This window comes from Singulisphaera sp. GP187, assembly GCF_900129635.1.
Classification (GTDB): domain Bacteria; phylum Planctomycetota; class Planctomycetia; order Isosphaerales; family Isosphaeraceae; genus Singulisphaera.
In genome coordinates this window covers 205,781-223,656 of record NZ_FSRB01000003.1, presented here as the reverse complement: position 1 = coordinate 223,656, position 17,876 = coordinate 205,781, and the positions used below count along the sequence as shown (strand labels likewise).

At 61.8% G+C, this 17,876-nt stretch carries 13 protein-coding genes and 1 pseudogene; 7 read left to right on the top strand and 7 right to left on the bottom strand.

The annotated features are described in order from the left end of the window. The first annotated feature begins 28 nt into the window (after positions 1-28). Positions 29-298 carry a hypothetical protein gene (locus tag BUS42_RS36885; RefSeq protein WP_254054063.1) on the top strand — a complete coding sequence of 90 codons (270 nt, stop codon included), beginning with the start codon at positions 29-31 and terminating at the stop codon, positions 296-298. A 78-nt stretch (positions 299-376) separates the two neighbouring features. Then, on the top strand, positions 377-1,543 hold the full coding sequence (locus BUS42_RS36880; RefSeq protein WP_074316114.1) for a glycoside hydrolase family 76 protein: 1,167 nt from the start codon (positions 377-379) through the stop codon (positions 1,541-1,543). 197 nt (positions 1,544-1,740) lie between these two features. Here the strand turns inward: BUS42_RS36880 and BUS42_RS36875 are convergent, their stop codons facing one another. Both BUS42_RS36875 and BUS42_RS46110 read right to left on the bottom strand, forming a co-directional pair. Beyond that, a complete protein-coding gene (locus BUS42_RS36875) occupies positions 1,741-6,177 on the bottom strand; it encodes a hypothetical protein (RefSeq protein WP_074316112.1) in 4,437 nt (1,478 codons plus the stop codon). Positions 6,178-6,424: 247 nt separating this feature from the next. Beyond that, entirely contained in the window at positions 6,425-6,553 is a 129-nt protein-coding gene (locus BUS42_RS46110; RefSeq protein WP_256386231.1) for a hypothetical protein, read from the bottom strand. A 347-nt stretch (positions 6,554-6,900) separates the two neighbouring features. Between BUS42_RS46110 and BUS42_RS36865 the strand changes: the two genes are divergently transcribed. From BUS42_RS36865 to BUS42_RS36850, 4 genes are all read left to right on the top strand, one after another. Beyond that, entirely contained in the window at positions 6,901-7,458 is a 558-nt protein-coding gene (locus BUS42_RS36865) for a sugar O-acetyltransferase (RefSeq protein ID WP_074316108.1), read from the top strand. Positions 7,459-7,869: 411 nt separating this feature from the next. Further along, positions 7,870-9,291 (top strand): ParA family protein, encoded by a 1,422-nt coding sequence (locus BUS42_RS36860; protein ID WP_074316106.1) that lies wholly within the window; start codon positions 7,870-7,872, stop codon positions 9,289-9,291. Beyond that, positions 9,275-9,742, top strand: coding sequence for a hypothetical protein (locus BUS42_RS36855; protein WP_159452341.1), 468 nt, complete (start codon positions 9,275-9,277; stop codon positions 9,740-9,742). The genes BUS42_RS36860 and BUS42_RS36855 overlap by 17 nt, the downstream gene beginning before the upstream one ends. A 608-nt stretch (positions 9,743-10,350) precedes the next feature. Next, positions 10,351-13,323, top strand: a complete 2,973-nt coding sequence (locus tag BUS42_RS36850; protein WP_074316103.1) for a zinc-dependent metalloprotease — start codon at positions 10,351-10,353, stop codon at positions 13,321-13,323. 274 nt (positions 13,324-13,597) lie between these two features. On the opposite strand, the gene BUS42_RS46810 is transcribed toward BUS42_RS36850, so the two are convergent. The 3 genes from BUS42_RS46810 to BUS42_RS43975 all read right to left on the bottom strand — a co-directional run bounded on the left by BUS42_RS46810 (position 13,598) and on the right by BUS42_RS43975 (position 15,264). After that, complete coding sequence (locus tag BUS42_RS46810; protein WP_410001733.1) at positions 13,598-13,966, bottom strand: DUF6602 domain-containing protein; 369 nt, start codon at positions 13,964-13,966, stop codon at positions 13,598-13,600. A 53-nt stretch (positions 13,967-14,019) separates the two neighbouring features. Further along, on the bottom strand, positions 14,020-14,712 hold the full coding sequence (locus BUS42_RS36845) for a DsbA family oxidoreductase (protein ID WP_254054062.1): 693 nt from the start codon (positions 14,710-14,712) through the stop codon (positions 14,020-14,022). Between the two features lie 75 nt (positions 14,713-14,787). Next, entirely contained in the window at positions 14,788-15,264 is a 477-nt protein-coding gene (locus tag BUS42_RS43975) for a DinB family protein (RefSeq protein ID WP_074316101.1), read from the bottom strand. Between the two features lie 349 nt (positions 15,265-15,613). Between BUS42_RS43975 and BUS42_RS36835 the strand changes: the two genes are divergently transcribed. After that, positions 15,614-16,708, top strand: a complete 1,095-nt coding sequence (locus tag BUS42_RS36835; RefSeq protein WP_074316099.1) for a TIGR03067 domain-containing protein — start codon at positions 15,614-15,616, stop codon at positions 16,706-16,708. Positions 16,709-16,924: 216 nt separating this feature from the next. Here the strand turns inward: BUS42_RS36835 and BUS42_RS44185 are convergent, their stop codons facing one another. Together BUS42_RS44185 and BUS42_RS45760 are read right to left on the bottom strand one after the other, a co-directional pair. After that, positions 16,925-17,116 carry a WGR domain-containing protein gene (locus tag BUS42_RS44185; protein WP_254054118.1) on the bottom strand — a complete coding sequence of 64 codons (192 nt, stop codon included), beginning with the start codon at positions 17,114-17,116 and terminating at the stop codon, positions 16,925-16,927. Between the two features lie 157 nt (positions 17,117-17,273). Next, a pseudogene (locus tag BUS42_RS45760) lies at positions 17,274-17,672 on the bottom strand (SMI1/KNR4 family protein); the annotation flags it as partial. Positions 17,673-17,876 lie beyond the last annotated feature (204 nt).

Below are 17,876 nucleotides of genomic sequence, written 5' to 3'. Positions count from 1 at the left end.
ACATCCGAAAATCCGGGAGGTGCCGAGCGTGCGATCGACTCTCCGGTGGATGGCCTGCTTCATCGCGCTCCTGCCGCCGCTGGCCGGGGCGGCAGACGACGAGGCGGAAGAACTCTGGGTTCTCAAGCCGGTCGTCCGCCCGGAGTCCACGGCACGCCGGACTGGGGTGTTGAACCCGATCGACGCGTTCGTCGCGGAGGGGTACGAGGCCGAGGGCCTCAAGCCGGTCGGCCCGGCGGACGCTCCTCCGTCGCCTGACGCTCGACCTGGCCGGTCTTCCGCGCCTATTGCGGGTTGAGTCGCATCGGGGCGGAACACGGGAAATATGTAGGCGTCAGCATTGAAAATCGGTCGATCACCGAGGAGCATTCCGGCGATGAGCAAGGTACTGTCGGCAGCCGTCCTGGTTCTAGGTTTTGCCGGTCCGACGCGGGCTGCGAATCCTGGACAGTATGAGCAACACGCACGCGAAGTGACGGAACACATCCAAAAAGCATTCTTCGACCCGCAAACCGGCGTGTATTTCAGGTCCGCGACGGAGCGGAGGCCGGATTACGTGTGGCTCCAAAGCGTGATGTTCTCGAATCTCGTGGCGGCGGCGCGGGCCGACCCCGCCACTTACGGCCCGCTCTTGCAAAAGTACTTCAAAGCGCTCGACGCCTACTGGGATCCGAAAGTCAAAATCCCTGGCTATGAAGCGGCACCCACCCGCGGCAACGGCAACGATAAATACTATGATGATAACGAATGGCTAGTAATCACGTTCCTGGAAGCCTATGAGACGGACCGCGACCCGAGCTACCTCACGCGGGCGGACGAGACGCTAAAATTCGTGCTGAGCGGTTGGGACGAGGAGAGTGGCGGGGGGATCTGGTGGCATCAACTCCATAAGGACGGCACCAAGAACGCCTGCGCCAATGGCCCGGCGGCGGTGGGCTGCCTCCGGCTGGCGAAGTTCCGCGCAGGCGACGCCGGGGCGCTCGTCGATCGGGCCCGGAGGATCGTCGCGTGGACGGTCGACGCGCTGCAGGCGGAGGACGGCCTGTTTGATGACCGCAAGGTTGTGGCCACCGGCGAAGTCAAGCGCGGCAAACTGACGTACAACTCCGCGCTGATGCTCCGCGCGTTTCTGGGACTGTACCGGACCACGGGCAAGCCGGAGTATCTCGATCAAGCCCAGAGGATCGGGAAAGCCGCGGACTGGTTTCTGGACGAGAAGACGGGGGTCTATCGCGACGCCGTGCGATACGCCCATTTCATGGTCGAGGCCGATCTGGAATTGTACCGCACCACCAAGGAGGAGTACCTGATGCAGCGGGCGAAGCGAAACGTGGATGCGTTCTACGATCGCTGGAAAGCGAAACCGCCCGCCGACCTGATCTCGAATGCGGCCATCGGCCGCGTTCTGTGGTTAATGGCCGAAACCGAGACGGACGCCGGGCGCGCGTTCTGGCAACGCGCGGATCAAGTCCGCGAGTCGCGGCCCGAGGCGGGCACACCTCGCGCGGAATCCGACCGCGGAACCGGTCGTCAATTGCCGTGACTCCAGGCTAAGAACCGATCCGATCCTCCTGGAGTCAGCGAAAGGGTCGGGGCGGTAAGTCGCTAACAATCGCACAGGTTTCACGGATCGTAGTTTCTGAACCGTGTCGCAGGAGGTGACGGCGGCCCCTGCGGCTTCTCGCCGCAGTCGCCGTCGTGACCTCGCCCGACACGGTTCCCGAATTTCGCTCGTTCGCCTCAGTTCCTTCGCGACCGAGCCGCAACTCTCGCCCTCGGACCGTTCGGGACAACCACCGCCACTCCGGTGGTTGTGAAGAACCCACCGACGTCGTTCGGTTCGGAGATCGTCACCTGGAAAACGTACTTGCCCGGCACGTTGGTGAGTGTGACTTCGGTATTCTTCGCTGCGTTTGAGCCGTTGCTGGCGAAGGTTGCGTTCACTCCGCTCGGCCCACTGAGCAGGGACCAGGTGTAGCTCAGGCTCGGCTCACCGTAGAAACCGTCGGCGCCCAGAACCCTCAGGTTCCAGGAGTTTGCACCGGCAGGTGTCGCCGAAGCCGGGGTCGCGACCTTGGGAGGCGTGCCCGAGAAGAAGTAGGGACCGCTTGGACTGGCGGGAATCGTTGCGACCTTGTCCAGGATGACCCCGTTGCCGCCGATGTTCGCGAACAGGACCTTGGTCCCCGGCTGAATTCCGGGGCCGCTCACAAGTGCCCCGGCCTCCCCGCTCGATCCGGTACCCAGCACCTGCAGGACGACGGGCAACGGCGACATGTCGAGGCCGGTGAGTTGATACTTGCCGTCATATTGGCCCCCGTTGACGATCGACAAGCTTCCGGTTGTGCTCTTCACCGGACCGTAGGGGGCACCATGCGTCCATTCGGCCTTGTAGAATTGATCGTGCGAAAGATTGTCAATGCTGCCGATCACGACCCGTAACTCGGACGCGCCGTCGGCGCCGACGTCTGCGGCATCGTCGTCCAGCGAAAAACCATATCCCGACAGCCCCAGTTTCTTGTGGACGAACCACACGAACGGATTGAGGTTGTAGACGTTGAAATCGGCGTTGGTGCCGTTGATTTTCTGTCCGGTCACGTCGCCGGTCAACGAAGGGTCGGGATACCAGTGTCCCATGGCTTCCGTATCGGTCTGGAAATCGTCGACTCCGCGCAACACGGACTTGAGGCTGTCGCGGATCACGTCGGCGACGAGCAGGACCCCCGAATAGTTCGAGGGTTTGCTCGGATCGGTCGAGACGCCGATGTGGGGGATGAATCCGATGTTTCCACCGATTACGTTGGCCATCAAACTGATGATCGCCGGATCCGTGGGAGAGCTCACCGGAATCGTGTTCATCGAGTCCATGACCACATAGATAGACCGAGCGAAACGCAGGTCGTAATCGGGGTCGGTCGGATCCGTGAAGCTCAGCTTGTACGGCGTGATCGGAAAACCGACCGTGTTTTGCGGCCTGATCTGCTGGACTCGACTCACGAGATAATCCGCTCCCGATCCGCCGGCATCGGAGAGCTTGCTGAGCTTGATCGACTTGACCTGGGTCTGGGCGGCATCCGCATACACGAGGCCGATGATCGTGGCCAGGTAGCCGGCTGGCATTCCCGGACCTGACACCGGCATGCCTACAACGAGATGACTGGCGGCGACGGGGGCGGTGAGAACAAGCTCATTCGAGCCGGCGTTGATCTTGCCGGAATAGCTCGAGTCGGGCGTTACGTCCTTGTACTGATCGTAGTAGTGATCCGCCCACGAGAACCAGAGGTTCGCCAGCTTCGTCATGACGTAATCCTCGACGGGCCTGACGAAGTTGTAAACTCCCCCTGGCGTACCGCTGGGATTCACGTCACTCTGGTCCACAGTGACCGTCAGACGCTGCTGGCTGTCTGGAGACAGATCGACGCCGGTGACCTTGGTGCCCGGTTTGAAGTTATTCAGCGACGCATCGACCAGAACAGGCTTTTTGGCATCAACGGCCTGTTTCACGATCGTGAGATCTTGCAGATAGCTCTTGTCGAAGTAAATCGTATTTCCCTGCGAGCTGATCGCTCCGGGCTGGGCGTAGACGATCGGGTCGGAACCGGCGCTCGTCAGGATGAACCGATTCTGATCCCAGGAGGATCGGCCATTGGTCACGGGGCTCTCGAGCGCCAGATTCTGTCCGGCAGGCACCTTGATGCCCGTGAGCGCCTCGGTGGCCGAGGGAATGTAGTACTTCGGGTAGCCTTGGCCTCCGAAGTAATTCCCCAGTCCGTTCGCATTGGTATTGCGATCCGGATTCGGGGACGTGAAGACATCGAGAGGCCCTTGCAACTGGGCGATCGACTTGTCCGCTCCGACCCAGCCGAACGGCGCCGTGGCCGTGGTGAGCTTGCCACTCGGATCCAAGGGGACGTTATTGGCTTGCATGGCCACGGGGAGCGTCATGGAATCGACGTACGAGACGTCGTAATTCACGAGGTCGTGCACTTCGCCGCTTTTTCCGTTGGGATCGATGTCCTTGTGGGTGACGTAGCGAGGATCCGCGAAAATCTTGCTCCGGAAGGTCATCTCACCGAGCTGGGCCGGGGCGCTGCCGGCCGGGCCTTCCGCCAGGCCGCCGACGCCCTGGGCGCGATACCAGAGGACGGCATGCACCCCATCCGCCAGATCGTCCCGGTAACGCTTGGTTGGAATCACTGAGCTGGCGCGATTCAGGATCGGCACCTCGTACGTACCGTACGCCGCCGGTCCGACCGCCGTCCTTGCCGCATTCTTGAACTTGTCGATATCGACGAACGTCTGATTGAGGAGCGGTTTGAGAGCGTCCGCGACGGACTGAGGGACACCGTCCTTGCTCACCAGGTCTTGCAACACGCCATCGGTGATGATGAAATTCTGGAAATCATGGAAATGGAACGGATTCGGCGAGTTCGGGGTGTTGGCAGGCGGTACGACGTTATCCACCTGTGGGATCAGGTTGGCACCGTCAGGCGCGATCAGAATGCGGCCCGCATCCCAGAATACGAGCGGGACCGGGACGGTGACGGTCTGGCCTGCCTTCAGTCCCAGATAGTACTGGCCGTTTTCGGTGTAACCGATGTAGCCCCGGTACTCGAGGTTGACGGCGTCGTAGGGGTCATACAGGCCCAACCCCGAGTGCCCGTTATTGTTGTTCGGCACCGCGTTGTTGTTTGCGGACTCCAGGATCGGATAGATCGTCTTGTCCGTCGTGTTCGTGAACGTGATCGTCTTCGGCGAGACCTGCTGCACCACGCCGATGCCGGGAATGGTGAACGTCATCACGTCATCCCTGGTCGCGACACTCGATTCCGGCATCGCCCACTGGGTCGCTTGGGTCGCTCGCATGGCGATCCCGCGAGGGTCGGCAGCGGAGTCCGCACCACTCTCGCCCGCCCCGATCATGCCGTCCCATGCGACGACGTACCCCGTGCCCGTGGCCTGGACGGTGGGGTGGGCCTGGATGCCGGCAACGGTCGTGTTGGCTCGCTGTTCGGCGCTGCGTGGAGTGCCGTCGGCGTTGAATTCGCGGACGAAAACGCCGTGGTTGTCCCCAACGCCCGCGCCCTCCCAAGCGGCGACAAAGCCGCCGTCGACCAAGGGCGCGATCGACGGGTCGAACTGGTTGCCCGCGGTCGTCTGGTTGATCCGAAACTCCGGTCCGAGCGGCGCACCCTTGAGGTCGAATCGCCGTGCGATGACGCCGGTGCCGAGCCGGTCCAGCCTGTTATTGATGCTCTGCCAGGAGATGACCACCTGGTCGTCGACGACCGCCAGGGCAGGCTGCTGCTCCCGAGCGCGCCGCGCGGTGTTCACCCGGAATTCGCGTCCCAGGGGGTGACCGAGAGCGTCGAACTGCCGTGAAAAGATGCCGTTGGAATCACCCGCCCCCTGCCCTTGCCATACCGCCTGAAAATCGCCACCAGGCAGGGCGACGACGGCGACGTCCCGCTGGCCGCCCTTGGCGAAGCCGCTCAGTCGAGTCTCCCCGGTGAGCGGCGTGCCGGAGCTCTGAAAGATCCGTGAGAACGCGGTCTGTTGCATCCCCTGGCCGGCGCCGCTCCAGGAGACCACGAAGGAGTCCGACGTCAGCCAGTCGACCGACGGATCCCGCTGGTTTCCGGTTGTTGAGGCATTAACCAGAATTTCATCCGTCAGTGCTGTCCCATCGTTGGAATACACTCGCGCGTAAACGCCCCATCCGCTCTGGTCCTGGGAATTCCCTCGGGCCTCCCAGGCGACGACGAACTTGTCGTCGTCGGAGGCCGCGACGACGGGGTTACGATTCAAGCTCGTGGTGGTCGTGTTGACCACGAATTCGGCCCCGAGCGGATTCCCCTCGGCATCAACCCGTCGCGCGACGATCTCCGAGCCACGGCCGTTGGCGTTCGGGGACGTCCAGGTTGCGATGATGTTTCCATGGACATCGACCGCAACCGACTTATCGCTCTGCACCGAAAACTGCTGAATACCGGCGACCGTGGAGTTGATCCGCGTTTCAGGGCCGAGTACGTCGCTCGAGAGCAGGGTACGAATTTCCAACTGCGAAACCTCGGCCGTGAAGTACCGCAAACTTTTCCCACGACGCTCGCGCGTACGGCCAACGTTCCTGAAACGCAGTCGTTGATTCAGCCCAGTCAGTCCGTCGGCAAGCCGCATGGAGAACTCCTGGAAGTGCCGTTAACTTATATTGATTCGATTGCCGGTGAGAAGATGCGGTTTGGACCCATTTCTGGTCACTTGAGATGTAATTCCATCATGCTGAGATGGTTCGATCAAGTCGACGCCGGTTCTGACGGACGGTTCGAGCCTCAATTGGGCTCCCAATCACTTCAATCAGATCAATGTGACCATCTGTCTCAGCGTCGTCCGATGCCTGATATTCGTACCATCTCCGCGCTCGACTTCACGAAAACGCCTGCGAATTTGCCGGATCACCTCGCGCCGCGACCAGTGTCCTGGGCACCGCCACCTCGGCCATCTTGAACCCGAACCGAGGGAGCAACTCGCCTACCTGCCATTCGGCCTTCACCATACGCCCGTTCTTGGTCCAGTTGTTCGTTTGGTGCCGGAAATGCGGTCGAAGTCCTTTGGCTTCACCCGTCACAACTCGACTACCAGTCACTTTGGGTCGGCTTGCAGCAGGGTTTGCCAATTGCCCCGTGACTTACTCGTGACACAAGATGGGAGGGGGATTCGCCCTGCTGGAGGACGACACCATCGAGGTCCGGTACGCGAGTTGAACTTACGGAAGGGATTCTGCACACTGACAAAGGACGTGAACCTGGAACAGGACCGATGAGGGGCTACACTCAGCGAATCTCGGTGCCGCCCTCGTGCGCCGAAACGCACGCGAAACTGTAGCCCGAGGAAAAACAACGAATGCCGAATGACGATCGCACCAAAATCATTTACAGCAGGACGCCAGAATCAGCAGCCATGTTGGCAAACGTCAAACGAGCGATGGCGATCACCGCCACACTTAACCGTTTGACGTTCAACGATGCGGACGAAATTCGGGCCTTGTTCAGCGAACTTATCGGTAAAGAGGTCGACGAGAACTTTTTACTGATCCCTCCCTTTTATACTGCCGGTGGGGACGAAATCCGCGTCGGGCATAATGTCTTCGTCAATCAGAACTGCACTTTCTATGACCTTGGCGGCCTCGACATCGCGGACGACGTGATGATCGGGCCCAACGTGAGCATCATCACAACGGGCCATCCCCTTGAACCTTCGCAGCGACGCGCCGCCACAATCGGAACGCCGATCGTGATTGAGAAAAGCGTGTGGATCGGAGCCGGTGCGACCATCATCGGTGGCGTCACCGTAGGCGAGAACTCGGTCGTCGCGGCGGGTTCGGTCGTCACCAAGGACGTTCCCCCGAATACCCTTGTCGGAGGAAATCCGGCGAGATTGATTCGTTCGATTGGCGACTGAGGGAACCTCCGCAATGTGCCCCATTGAAGTGCCTGGCGGTACGGTTCCCCACTACCCAAATCCCCCCAGACTTCCCCATTGAAGTGCCTGGCAGCATGGCCTCCCTGAGTCAGGCCAAAGCTCTACCCATACCTCCCAGACTTCGCCATTGAAGTGCCTGGCGGCATGGCCTTTTCGGGCGTCGGACTCTCGGTCGTAATTCGAGCCGTAGGCTGAACGAGGACCTAGAGTCTCGGAGAGGTTCATTGCTTGTCATGCGCCAGTGTGCCATCATAAAAAGGATCCTAGCCAAGCCAATATGTATTCCGAAAATGAATAAGTGGTGAACGTTTGGGCCCATCGTGTTCTCAGTGACCGATGGCCACCAGAGACCGATCCTCGGAGACCTTTATTTGGAGAGGATGTTACTGCATGAGCTTAGTCGATATCGATCATTATGTAACGTTGATGATGCAGCGAAACCAATTGCCCGCCTTCGTGTGCGGTGCAGTGGTGGGGGCCTTCCTGGTGCTGCTCGCCGTTCAGATGAGCCGGAGAATGCGATCCTCGGGCCTGGTCGACGAACTTCGTGATCAGCTCGCGCAACTGACGGCAGAGGTCCAGGGCGCTGATAGGGAGAACGAAGGTCTCCGGTCGCAGATCCAGGGGATAGGCCGGGAGCGAGACCTGCTCCACGACAAGATCAAGGCCCAGGAGGGTCGCATCGACGCCCTCCAACTCCGCGCCGACGAGATATCCACCGTCTCCGAACGCCTCTCGCTGGAGTTGCACGAGACGCAGGCGAGGCTCAAGGCGGAACTGAGTGCCCGCCGGAAGGCACAGGCTCTCATCAAACAATACTCGGCCCAGTTGAACACGATCTCAAACTCAGACGGAAAGATCTGGATCAAGCCGCTGAGCGGGTCCGTCGTTCCTTTCCTCCCGCTGTCGGCGAGGCGCACGGCGGTGATTTCCTTGGCTAACCTCAAGGGTGGCGTCGGCAAGACGACGATCACAGCCAATCTCGCGGCCTCGCTCGCGTCCGACGGCCTGCGGGTCCTTCTGATCGACCTGGACCAGCAGGGCTCGCTCTCCAACCTCTGCCTGCTCCACGAGGAGAGGGCCAATGTAAAACGGTCCGATTGTTACATCGACAATTTGTTCTCCGAAGGCGGGAACCTAGCGGCCCTCAATCGGTGCGTCACCCAGCTCCGGATCATGTCCGGATCCGGGCAGCTCTATCTCGCCCCGGTGCGTGAAGAATTTGCCGACCTCGAGAACAAATTGATGACCCGGTGGCACTCCGGCCTCAGCGACGAGGACATCCGCTTCCGTCTCCGCGGGGCTCTCCACTCCCCCCAGCTCCGCGACCACTACGACGTCGTGCTCATCGACTGCCCGCCGAGGCTGACGACCGGCTGCGTCAACGCTCTGGCCGCCAGCGATTATGTCCTCATCCCGGTCCTCCTGGAGGACACGTCCGCCGAGTCGGTCCCCCGGATCCTGAGTTGGCTTAGGAAGTTCCAATCGACCTCGTGCGCCGAGCTGAACGTACTCGGCGTCGTCGGGAACAAGGCAAATCCCCGCGAGAGGCTGATCGCCCGGGAGCAGGCCATCTGGAACTCGCTCGGTGACAACTGCAAGGACGCCTGGGGGGATCCGGTCTACTTCTACAAGGAGATCATCCGGGAACACTCCGCAATCGAGGGTCGGCTCGCCGCCCTCGACCCGAGGTATGAGAGCCGTTATCGAAGACTCGTCGCCGAGATACGCCAGGGGATTCCTCATGCTCGTCTCCAATCTGCAGCAATTCATCCGCTTGTTGGTGCCCCCGCTGATGGCCGCCGGGATTAACCAGTCGGCCGGCAAGAGCGTCACGAGCGCCCTGGAGTCCGTCGCCGCGACCCTGGAACCGTTCGCAAGCATGGACATGGACCAACTGGCGGCGCTCCTGCGGGACGCCGAGGAATACCGCCGGACCGGGATACTCCCCGAGGTTTACTCGGGGAAGAAGGCAGCATCCCCTAAGGCCAAGGCTCCCAAGGCCCCGAAACTGACGCCCTCCGAGGCCGTGGCGAAGCTCCGCGATCTCCAGGATCGGTCCCTGAACCTTGAGTCCAGTCAAATCGCCGCCGAGGTTAAGGGACTTGCATCCCTGACCCAGAAGGAACTCCAGGAGGTCCAGAAGGAATTCCTGGGGGTGGTGGTGGGCAAGAAGAAGGACGAGCTGGTCGCGGCACTCCAGAAGAAGCTCGATGACTCGCGGGCCAGCCGGGAGCGAGTCCAGGGGATCCTCGCCTACTGATCGAAGCGAGCAAGAGTAGCCTGGCACCTCAGTGGCGAGGTTTGGGAAATCCAGTGAAGATGGGTGCCTGGTCGCTGCCCTCAGTGGATTCTCCAGGCTCCCCATCTTGGCCTCTTTAGGTGCATGGCCATCGACATCACCATCGACGGCACCACGGACGCGCCGGGCCGACCGCAGTGAGCCGTGGTCGAATCCGAAATCCTTCGATTTCCCCCTTGTGTCCCGAACCGAAGCTGGCCAGCATTGACGGTTATGCGGGTTCGGCGGGAAAGGGTTACCCTGTGAATGAGCGGAGCAGATTCCGACGTGCTGCCCGTATCTCATCGAAGCGAGTGCGCCTAACCAGCGGTGACGGGGGCTTCTGGCCCGCGCTCTTCGGGCGCTCCCCGGGTCGAATGCCGTCGGGATGGGCGGGCGGTACCTGAGTCAGACCCTCCACGACTGGGGTTCGTCTCATCGGGGTTCGTACCGTGACTTCAGGGACCCGGTTTCGCGGCCGCGGGGCACGCGGCGAGGCCCGATCGTTCTGGCGATCGGCCCGTGGACGCCGGGGCGTTCCCGGCGAGGTCAATGGCAAGCCTGCCCTCCCGCAGCATCGCGAGGGTCACATGAGGCATCTCATCGCACTCGGATGGGCCACGACCCTGGTCATCGTCCTCGGATCGACGGGTCTCTGGGCCGAGGAGGACAAGAAGCCGGAGGGGAAGGCCCCCGACGTGGCCGCGGGCAAGGATAAGGACGAACACGGCCGGGGGGCCGAGGGGGAAAAGAAGTTCCGCGACTTCAACGAGGTGACGAAGGACTCCGAGAAGTTCGACGGCCTGTTCACGCTCCACAGGAAGGATGAGCACCTCTACGCCGAGATCAAGGCGGACCAGTTCGAGAAGCCCCTGCTGGCGCCGATCAACATCGCGCGCGGCATGGCGATGGCCGGCGAGCCGCTGAATTTCGGCGACCAGTGGGTCCTGGTCTTCAAGCGGGTCGGCGACAAGGTCCATCTGATCCGCCGTAACGTCCACTACAAGGCGCCGACCGGCTCGGCGGTGGAGCGGGCGGTCCAGCAGAACTACCTCGACTCGGTGCTGCTGGCTCTGCCGATCATCAGCATCAACCACGCGAACAACAACGCCGTGGTGATCGACCTGGCCGACGTCTTCCTGACCGACTTCGCCCAGCTCCAGTTCTTCGGCAGCCTGGATCGCAACCGGACGACCTGGCACAAAATCAAGACGTACCCGAACAACCTCGAGATCGAGGTCGAGGCCACTTACAGCGGCGGCCCCTATTCCTTTGCCTTCTTCGATAACGCCGCCGCCGACCGTCGGGGCAAAACGCTGATCATCCACTACAGCCTGGTCAAGGCGCCCGACGGCGGCTACAAGCCCCGATACGCCGATGACCGGGTCGGCCATTTCCTCGACGCGGCCAAGGACTTCGGCAAGGCCGACCTCGACACCTACTTCGTCCGTCAGGTCAACCGCTGGCGGCTCGAGAAGGTTGACCCGAAGGCCAAGCTGTCGCCGCCCAAGAAGCAGATCATCTGGTATATCGAGGCGACTGTCCCCGAGAAGTATCGCCCGGCCGTCGAGGAGGGCATCCTCGAGTGGAACAAGGCGTTTCAGAAGATCGGCTTCAAGAATGCCATCGCCGTCCGCTGGCAGACGGAGGGCCGCGACGATTTCGACCCCGAGGACATCAACTACTGCACCTTCCGCTGGGGGACCGCCGACGGCGCCGGGGCCTACTCGGGGCTGCGGTCCAACCCGTTGACCGGGGAGATGATCGACGGCGACGTTGTCTTCGACGACGGCCTGGTCCGCTTCTGGACGCAGGAGTACGCCTTCATGACCGGCACCGCCCCGACCGCGGCCGGCGACCGCGCCGGCGCACCGCTGGCGATGGGCGAGGTGATCAGCCCGATCATGGCGGCCAAGATGGGCTTCGGACTGCCACTGCCGCTGATCGGACCCCGGTCGTCGGCCGACGGCCTCGCGCCGGGCGTCGAGGCGGTCCCGGCCGGGACCGGCGCCGACCTGCTCCGGCTCCGTCGGCAGATGCTGACGGGGCAGTTCGCCGCCTGCCAGTTCACCACGGGCCTGCGCAGGGAACTGGCCATGGCCGCCATCACCTTTGCCGCCGCCGGCACCTCCGGGCCCGACGAGAAGCTCTCGGAGGAGGCCCTGAGCCAGTTGATCAAGTACGTTGTCATGCATGAGGTCGGCCATTCGCTCGGCCTGCGGCATAACTTCCACGCCAGCACCATGCTGACGGCCGACGAGATCAACGACCCCGCGATCACGCGGGTCAAGGGACAGTCGGGCAGCGTGATGGACTACAACCCACTCAACATCGCCGCCAAGGGCAAGAAGCAGGGGGACTTCGCCACCACCACGATCGGCCCCTACGACTACTGGGCGATCGAGTATGCCTACAAGCCGATCGACGGCGACGAGGCGGCCGAGCTGAGGAAGATCGCCGCCCGGTCGCCCGACCCCGACCTGGTCTACTCTACTGATGAGGACATGTTCCTCGACCACGACCCGCTCGTGAATGCCTTCGACCTCGGCTCCGACCCGACCCGGTACGCCAGGGACCGGGTCGCGCTGGCCACCGAATTGATGAAGGGCCTCGACGAGAAGGTGGTCAAGGAGGGTGAGCCGTGGTCCCGCACCCGCCGCGCCTTCTCGCTCTTACTCTCCCAGTGGGGGGACGCCGCGTACCTGGCCTCGTCGCACGTCGGCGGCCAGTACGTCTCCCGCGACCACCGGCCGGGGGAATTCAAGGAGGACAAGGACAAGGACAAGGACCGCAAGGAGAAAGACAAGGCCGAGAGCAAGGCGGACAAGAACGAAAAGGAGGCCAAGGCCGAGACGCCCCAGAGGCCCACGCACGACCCCATCACGCCTGTCCCGGGGACCAAGCAGCGCGAGGCGCTGAAGCTTGTGTCCGAACAGATCCTCAGCGACAGGGCGTTCCAGTTCTCACCGGCCCTGCTCCGCAAGCTGGCCAGCGAGCGCTGGTATCACTGGGGCAACGAGAGGCTGTTTTACTATGGGGGCTCGGTCGAATTCCCGATCTATCAGCACATCCTCGGAATCCAGAAGATCGTCCTGGGGCGATGCCTGTCCGCCGACACGCTGTCGCGACTCCAGAATCAGGAACTCCAGGCCGAGCCGGGGACCGAGTCACTGACGATGGCTGAGGTCTTCCGGTCCCTGACCGACGGCATCTGGTCGGAATGTGAGCCGATCGACGCCCGCGGCGGAGCCGTCGCCTGCTCGACGATCCGGCGCAACCTCCAGCGCGAGCACCTCAAGAAGCTGAGCACCCTCGTTCTCGGCCGCAAACGCAGCCCCTACGAGGACCTGTTCGACTACATCTTCTTCTTCGGCACGCCGGAGCCGCCTGCCGACGCCAAGAGCCTGGCGCGGCTGCACATGGAGGAGATCCGCGACCGGATCGGCAAGCTCCTCGACTCGAAAGACGCCAAAGTCGATGAGACGACCCGCGCCCACCTGAAGGAGTGTCGCACCCGGATCAACAAAGTCCTGGATGCGTCCCTCGACCTGAACGAGCCGTGACCCTCCCCGACGGCCGGGGCGTCCCCAGGGACGCCCCTCCCTGCATCGACACCGATCGCGACAACCCTCCACGACCGGCGGGATGTCATCCGCATCGGGGAATCAACTGTGACGGAGCGAATTATCGATGTGGTTTATCATAGAAATTCGACTGCATATCGTTTTCTGGAATTCGCTCCGTCCCCTTTGATGCCTCCGCGTCGCCGAACGCCGTCTGGGTCATGGCAGCGGCTTTTCCCCAAGCATTATTGCGGCAGGTCCAGAGCCTCGCTGGTTATAGCTGACCAGGGGAGCCTTCCAAGTTGGACATAGTCCAAAACGGTGAGAAGCACCGATACGCCGAAACCAAATGCCACGTCATCCATCTTTGTGCACAATAATCCTCGTCACGAATTAGTCGTAGCGTCGGGAAAAGTTGACGGTCATATGTGATGATATCGTCGTCGGCACTACCTCCATTACTGGCGACAACATGCCCGCGACACACGCCAAAGCGAGAAGGCAAAGCGGCCCGTAGCGTTTTGCAAATTGCCACCTCGAACTCCCGACCCAGGTCAAAATTCCAAATTGCCTGCAAGTAAGTCAGGTTGGCATCAAATCGCGTAGAAACGGTTTTGATGAAATCGCGGTAGAGAAAAGGCATGAGTAATAATCATAAATGTTTAATCTGAATCAAGGAACCTATCCCGCTCCCCCTCAACACCCCCGCTTCCCCGCCCCCGAATCGCCCTCGCACGCCTCCCGGGCCGCCACCGCCTCGGCCACCTGCTCGAACGCCTGCAGGAACAGCTCAGGCGGCTGGGCACCGGACAGGGCGACCTGGCCGTTCACGACGAAGAATGGCACTCCTGAGACGCCGAGGTGACGAGCCTGTTCCTCCCCGGCCCGCACGATGTCCAGACCCTTGTCGCTCGCCAGCAACTCGTCCACCTCAGTCCGCTCGAGGCCGGCTCCAGGCGCCAGCTCAGCGAGGGTCGCCCGGTCGGACAGATCGAGGCCTTCGGTGAAATAGGCGACGAACAGGGCCTCGACCACCGCGTCCTGAATACCCCGCTCGCCGGCGAGGCAGATGACCCGATGAGCGTCGAGAGTGTTCGGGGTGCGGGCCATCCGGTCGAAGTTGAACGCGATCCCCTCACCATGTCCAGCGGTTGCCACCTGGGCGTCGAGCTCCTGAGACCGCTCCCAGCTCCCGAACTTCTTGATCCGATACGCCTTCCGTTCGATACCCTCGCGGGGCATGTCTGGGTTGAGTTGGAACGGGTGCCAGCGAATAATGGCAGGACGATCGCCTAAAGCCTTCTCCAGCCGCCGCTTGCCAATGAAGCACCAGGGGCAGATCACGTCCGAGATTACGTCGATGGTGAGCATCGTGGAGCCCGCCCGCATGAGTCGATGATCCCTCGCCTGATTCTACCAGTTTGGGTGAGTGCCTTCACCCGCCAGCCTACGCCGTTCCCAAACTTAGGCGGGCAGCCCCAAAGCCCGTCGCTTCTCGGCGACGAAGGCCAGGTGGTGGCCCACGTGACCCGTGATGATGGTCAGAGCCTTCCTCACTGACCACGTCACCTCGTCCCCGGTGACCTTGACCAGGATGACCTCTCTATCGAGAGCCTCTTCCGGGAAGGATCGGACGATCCGGGCGGTTTGGCTACGGATGGTCTCGAAGAGATTCAATTCCTCCTCCGCATCACGAGCCTCGACAGCCAGCTTCGCCGTCATCTCTTCCATGGTCGCGGCCATCATTCGCGGGCGGTCTAATCTGAGGGCGGCACGAATCCGCGTCGCGATCGACAGGTCGGCATCGACCAAATGGCACAGCACCTCCATTGCGCTCCACTTCCCTTCAACGGGCCGGGCGAGGAGCTGATCGCGGGTCATGCCGTCGAAGGCCGTGCGAAGTTCACCGGTTCCAGCGAGGTAGGCGTCGAGAATGTCCATGGAATCCCCGAGATGGTCGCGTTTCGTGAAGTCACGTCCAAGTTTACGATGATCGGCTAGACATCCGTCCACCAAACCGCTTGCGTCGACTTGTCGTAAGATCGGGCCTGACCGATTCCGCCGTGGGCCTTTGCAAATTGAAACGCTCGAAGAGGAAGGCCAGGGTCTCGAATCCGCTGGATCGACGGATAGTACACCAATTTGGTATAAGAATCTCGTTCCTACGTCGAATGCATGGCTGTGCGGTCCGAGCGAAGCCCGTAGGCTCCCCCGGCAGCCTCCGATTCGGAGCATCTGACGGCCGCTCCCTCAACCATCTGGTCCACTCCGTCAGCAAGGAAACCCGACCATGACTCGTTCCCGCCGCATCAGCGTTCTTCTGATCGCCTTCGGAGCTGGCTGGGGGACATCGAGTGACGCCACGGCAGGCGTGGGAGGCAAGCCGTCAACCGGGGGAACAGCAGAGAAAACCGACTATTTCCAAGAACTCCAGGGCTCCTGGAAGGTCGTCGAGCAGGTTGAGAACGGGCGCGACATCTCCGTCGAGATGCGACGAAATAATTGGACCATCACACGTACGGGGGATACGTACGTCCTCAAGTCCAATTTGGGTTTCTTCGCCAGCGGCACCTGGACCGTCGACGACACCAAAGACCCGGTCGAGCTTACCCAATATGTCAAGAAGGGCAAAGGTGCCGGCAAGGCGAGGCACCTCATCGTCAAGCTGGAGGGGGACGTCCTCTATTACTGCGGAGGCGAGGAGACTCCGGACGATTTCCACTCTCCGCCGGGTAAGAACCTGGTCAATGCGAAGGCCATCCGGATGGCCGTCCCAGGCGATAAGGTTCAACTCGCGGAGAAGAAGGCCGCTGCCAAAGTCGGCGGAAGCGCGAAGTCGGGGGTAGATATAAAAGCCTTGGAGTTGCGGGCGAACGCCGGAGACTCCCAGAGCATGTACGACGTGGGAATCTGCTATTACTTCGGGAAGAATGTCGAGAGGGATGAGGCGAAGGGAGTCGCTTGGGTTGAAAAAGCGGCGAAAGCGGGGCACCCAGGTGGCATGTACTCACTAGCTACTTGCTACACCAACGGGATCTATGTGAAGAAGGATTTCAGGCTCGCGAATGAGTGGCTCAGGAAAGCCGCCAATGCTGGTTCGCCCGAAGCACAGAAAGCCCTCGCCCGGGCCAGCAGCGCCGGCGGTTGGCAAGCCATGTCCGGAGATCAGAAGGCTAAAGCACTTGGCAATTTGTTCCTAGTCGGGGCGGCAGCAGCAGCGGCTCTCTCTTCCAATCAACCCGCCGCGGGCGCTCCAAAATCCGTCTGCAGCGGGGGTGGACCTTTCTCCACCTGTGGTTGCCAAAGGTTCGAGGAAGAGGGACGAGAAGGTCAAGAGAAGTTCTACTGCCAGACCTGCCGGCACTCCCTTGGTAGTCATCGCTGATGACGGATCAGCCCCCCAGGCGATCCTCGCGACGTGCACGCCGCGTTCCATTCGCTCCGTCGGTTCTTCAGGGTAGCCTGAGCGGTTGAGGCGGGTGAGGGTAGTGAGACGAGACAACCCCGTGGCCACGGGCGGCTACGGGGTTTCTTTATGCGCCGAGGTAGTGGGCGATCCTGCCGCCGGCCCCGAATCCTGCACCTGCCGCTCGAACATCCCTCACGGCGTCTTCTCGACGTACCCTTCCTTGACCTTCTTGGCGATCATCTTGGCCGTCTCCGCGATCGCCTTCTCAGGGTTGTCGAACGACTTGGTCGTCGACTGCCCCTTGGTGCCGATCTTGCCGTATCTGGTCGTCATGTCGCTGCCCTCCTGGGAGACCTCCCAGAACTTGCTCGAGGTCCCTGCGATGAACTCGAAGTAACGCTTGGCGGACGTTGCCTTTGGGGGAATGGAGAACGCCGAACGCCGAACGCGCCATGCCGGTTTCCTGATGCCATTCGATATACGTCTCCTCCACGACGCCGGCCCCCGACTCGAATCCGTCGGCGAGGATCGAAAGGTATTCGGCGAGACCGTGCGCTGCGACGTTCTCGGGCCCCGTCTCGTGGCTAAAGTCGATCAACTGCCCTACATTTCCGCCCTCGGCTGGGGCGAGGTCGATCAGCGCGTGGTCCCCGTCGCCATTGTGCGTCAATGGGATCCAGTTCAGGTGATAGTGGACCTTCTGGATCGGACCCTCCGGGTCGCTCTCCTCATCATCGAAGGTGCCTTCATCGACGAGTTCCTTCCAGATTTTGTACTGCTCCAGCATCCCGTCGAGCGACAGGTAATCGCCCGAGGGGAAGAGAGACACGCTACCACTGCCGTCGTGGACCGCATATGAGGCCCGCACGGCGTCGGGGAATTCCACGCCCAGGGTCGCTTCGGCCTTGGCGATGGCCTCAGAAGTTGCCCCTTTGCCCATCTCCGCCTTTAGCGACGGGACGTGCAGCGTCAGCCAGGCGTCGATCCGCTTCCACGACGCCTCCACTGAGGCGGCCGTTTTCGGGTCGATCGGCCTTTTCGGATGATTCTCGACGTCGCCGGGCGTGGTGCCAGACGCGATAGGAGGATCGAAGATCCAATCCTCACGGTGGCGCCAGGTGTAATCCTCATCGGAGCGCCGTCG

Coding starts and splice junctions, on each gene's coding strand:
- BUS42_RS36880 (WP_074316114.1), top strand. CDS start 377: ATGAGCAAGGTACTGTCGGCAGCCGTCCTGGTTCTAGGTTTTGCCGGT.
- BUS42_RS36875 (WP_074316112.1), bottom strand. CDS start 6,177: ATGCGGCTTGCCGACGGACTGACTGGGCTGAATCAACGACTGCGTTTC.
- BUS42_RS46110 (WP_256386231.1), bottom strand. CDS start 6,553: ATGGTGAAGGCCGAATGGCAGGTAGGCGAGTTGCTCCCTCGGTTCGGG.
- BUS42_RS36865 (WP_074316108.1), top strand. CDS start 6,901: ATGCCGAATGACGATCGCACCAAAATCATTTACAGCAGGACGCCAGAA.
- BUS42_RS36860 (WP_074316106.1), top strand. CDS start 7,870: ATGAGCTTAGTCGATATCGATCATTATGTAACGTTGATGATGCAGCGA.
- BUS42_RS36855 (WP_159452341.1), top strand. CDS start 9,275: ATGGCCGCCGGGATTAACCAGTCGGCCGGCAAGAGCGTCACGAGCGCC.
- BUS42_RS36850 (WP_074316103.1), top strand. CDS start 10,351: ATGAGGCATCTCATCGCACTCGGATGGGCCACGACCCTGGTCATCGTC.
- BUS42_RS46810 (WP_410001733.1), bottom strand. CDS start 13,966: ATGCCTTTTCTCTACCGCGATTTCATCAAAACCGTTTCTACGCGATTT.
- BUS42_RS36845 (WP_254054062.1), bottom strand. CDS start 14,712: ATGCGGGCGGGCTCCACGATGCTCACCATCGACGTAATCTCGGACGTG.
- BUS42_RS43975 (WP_074316101.1), bottom strand. CDS start 15,264: ATGGACATTCTCGACGCCTACCTCGCTGGAACCGGTGAACTTCGCACG.
- BUS42_RS36835 (WP_074316099.1), top strand. CDS start 15,614: ATGACTCGTTCCCGCCGCATCAGCGTTCTTCTGATCGCCTTCGGAGCT.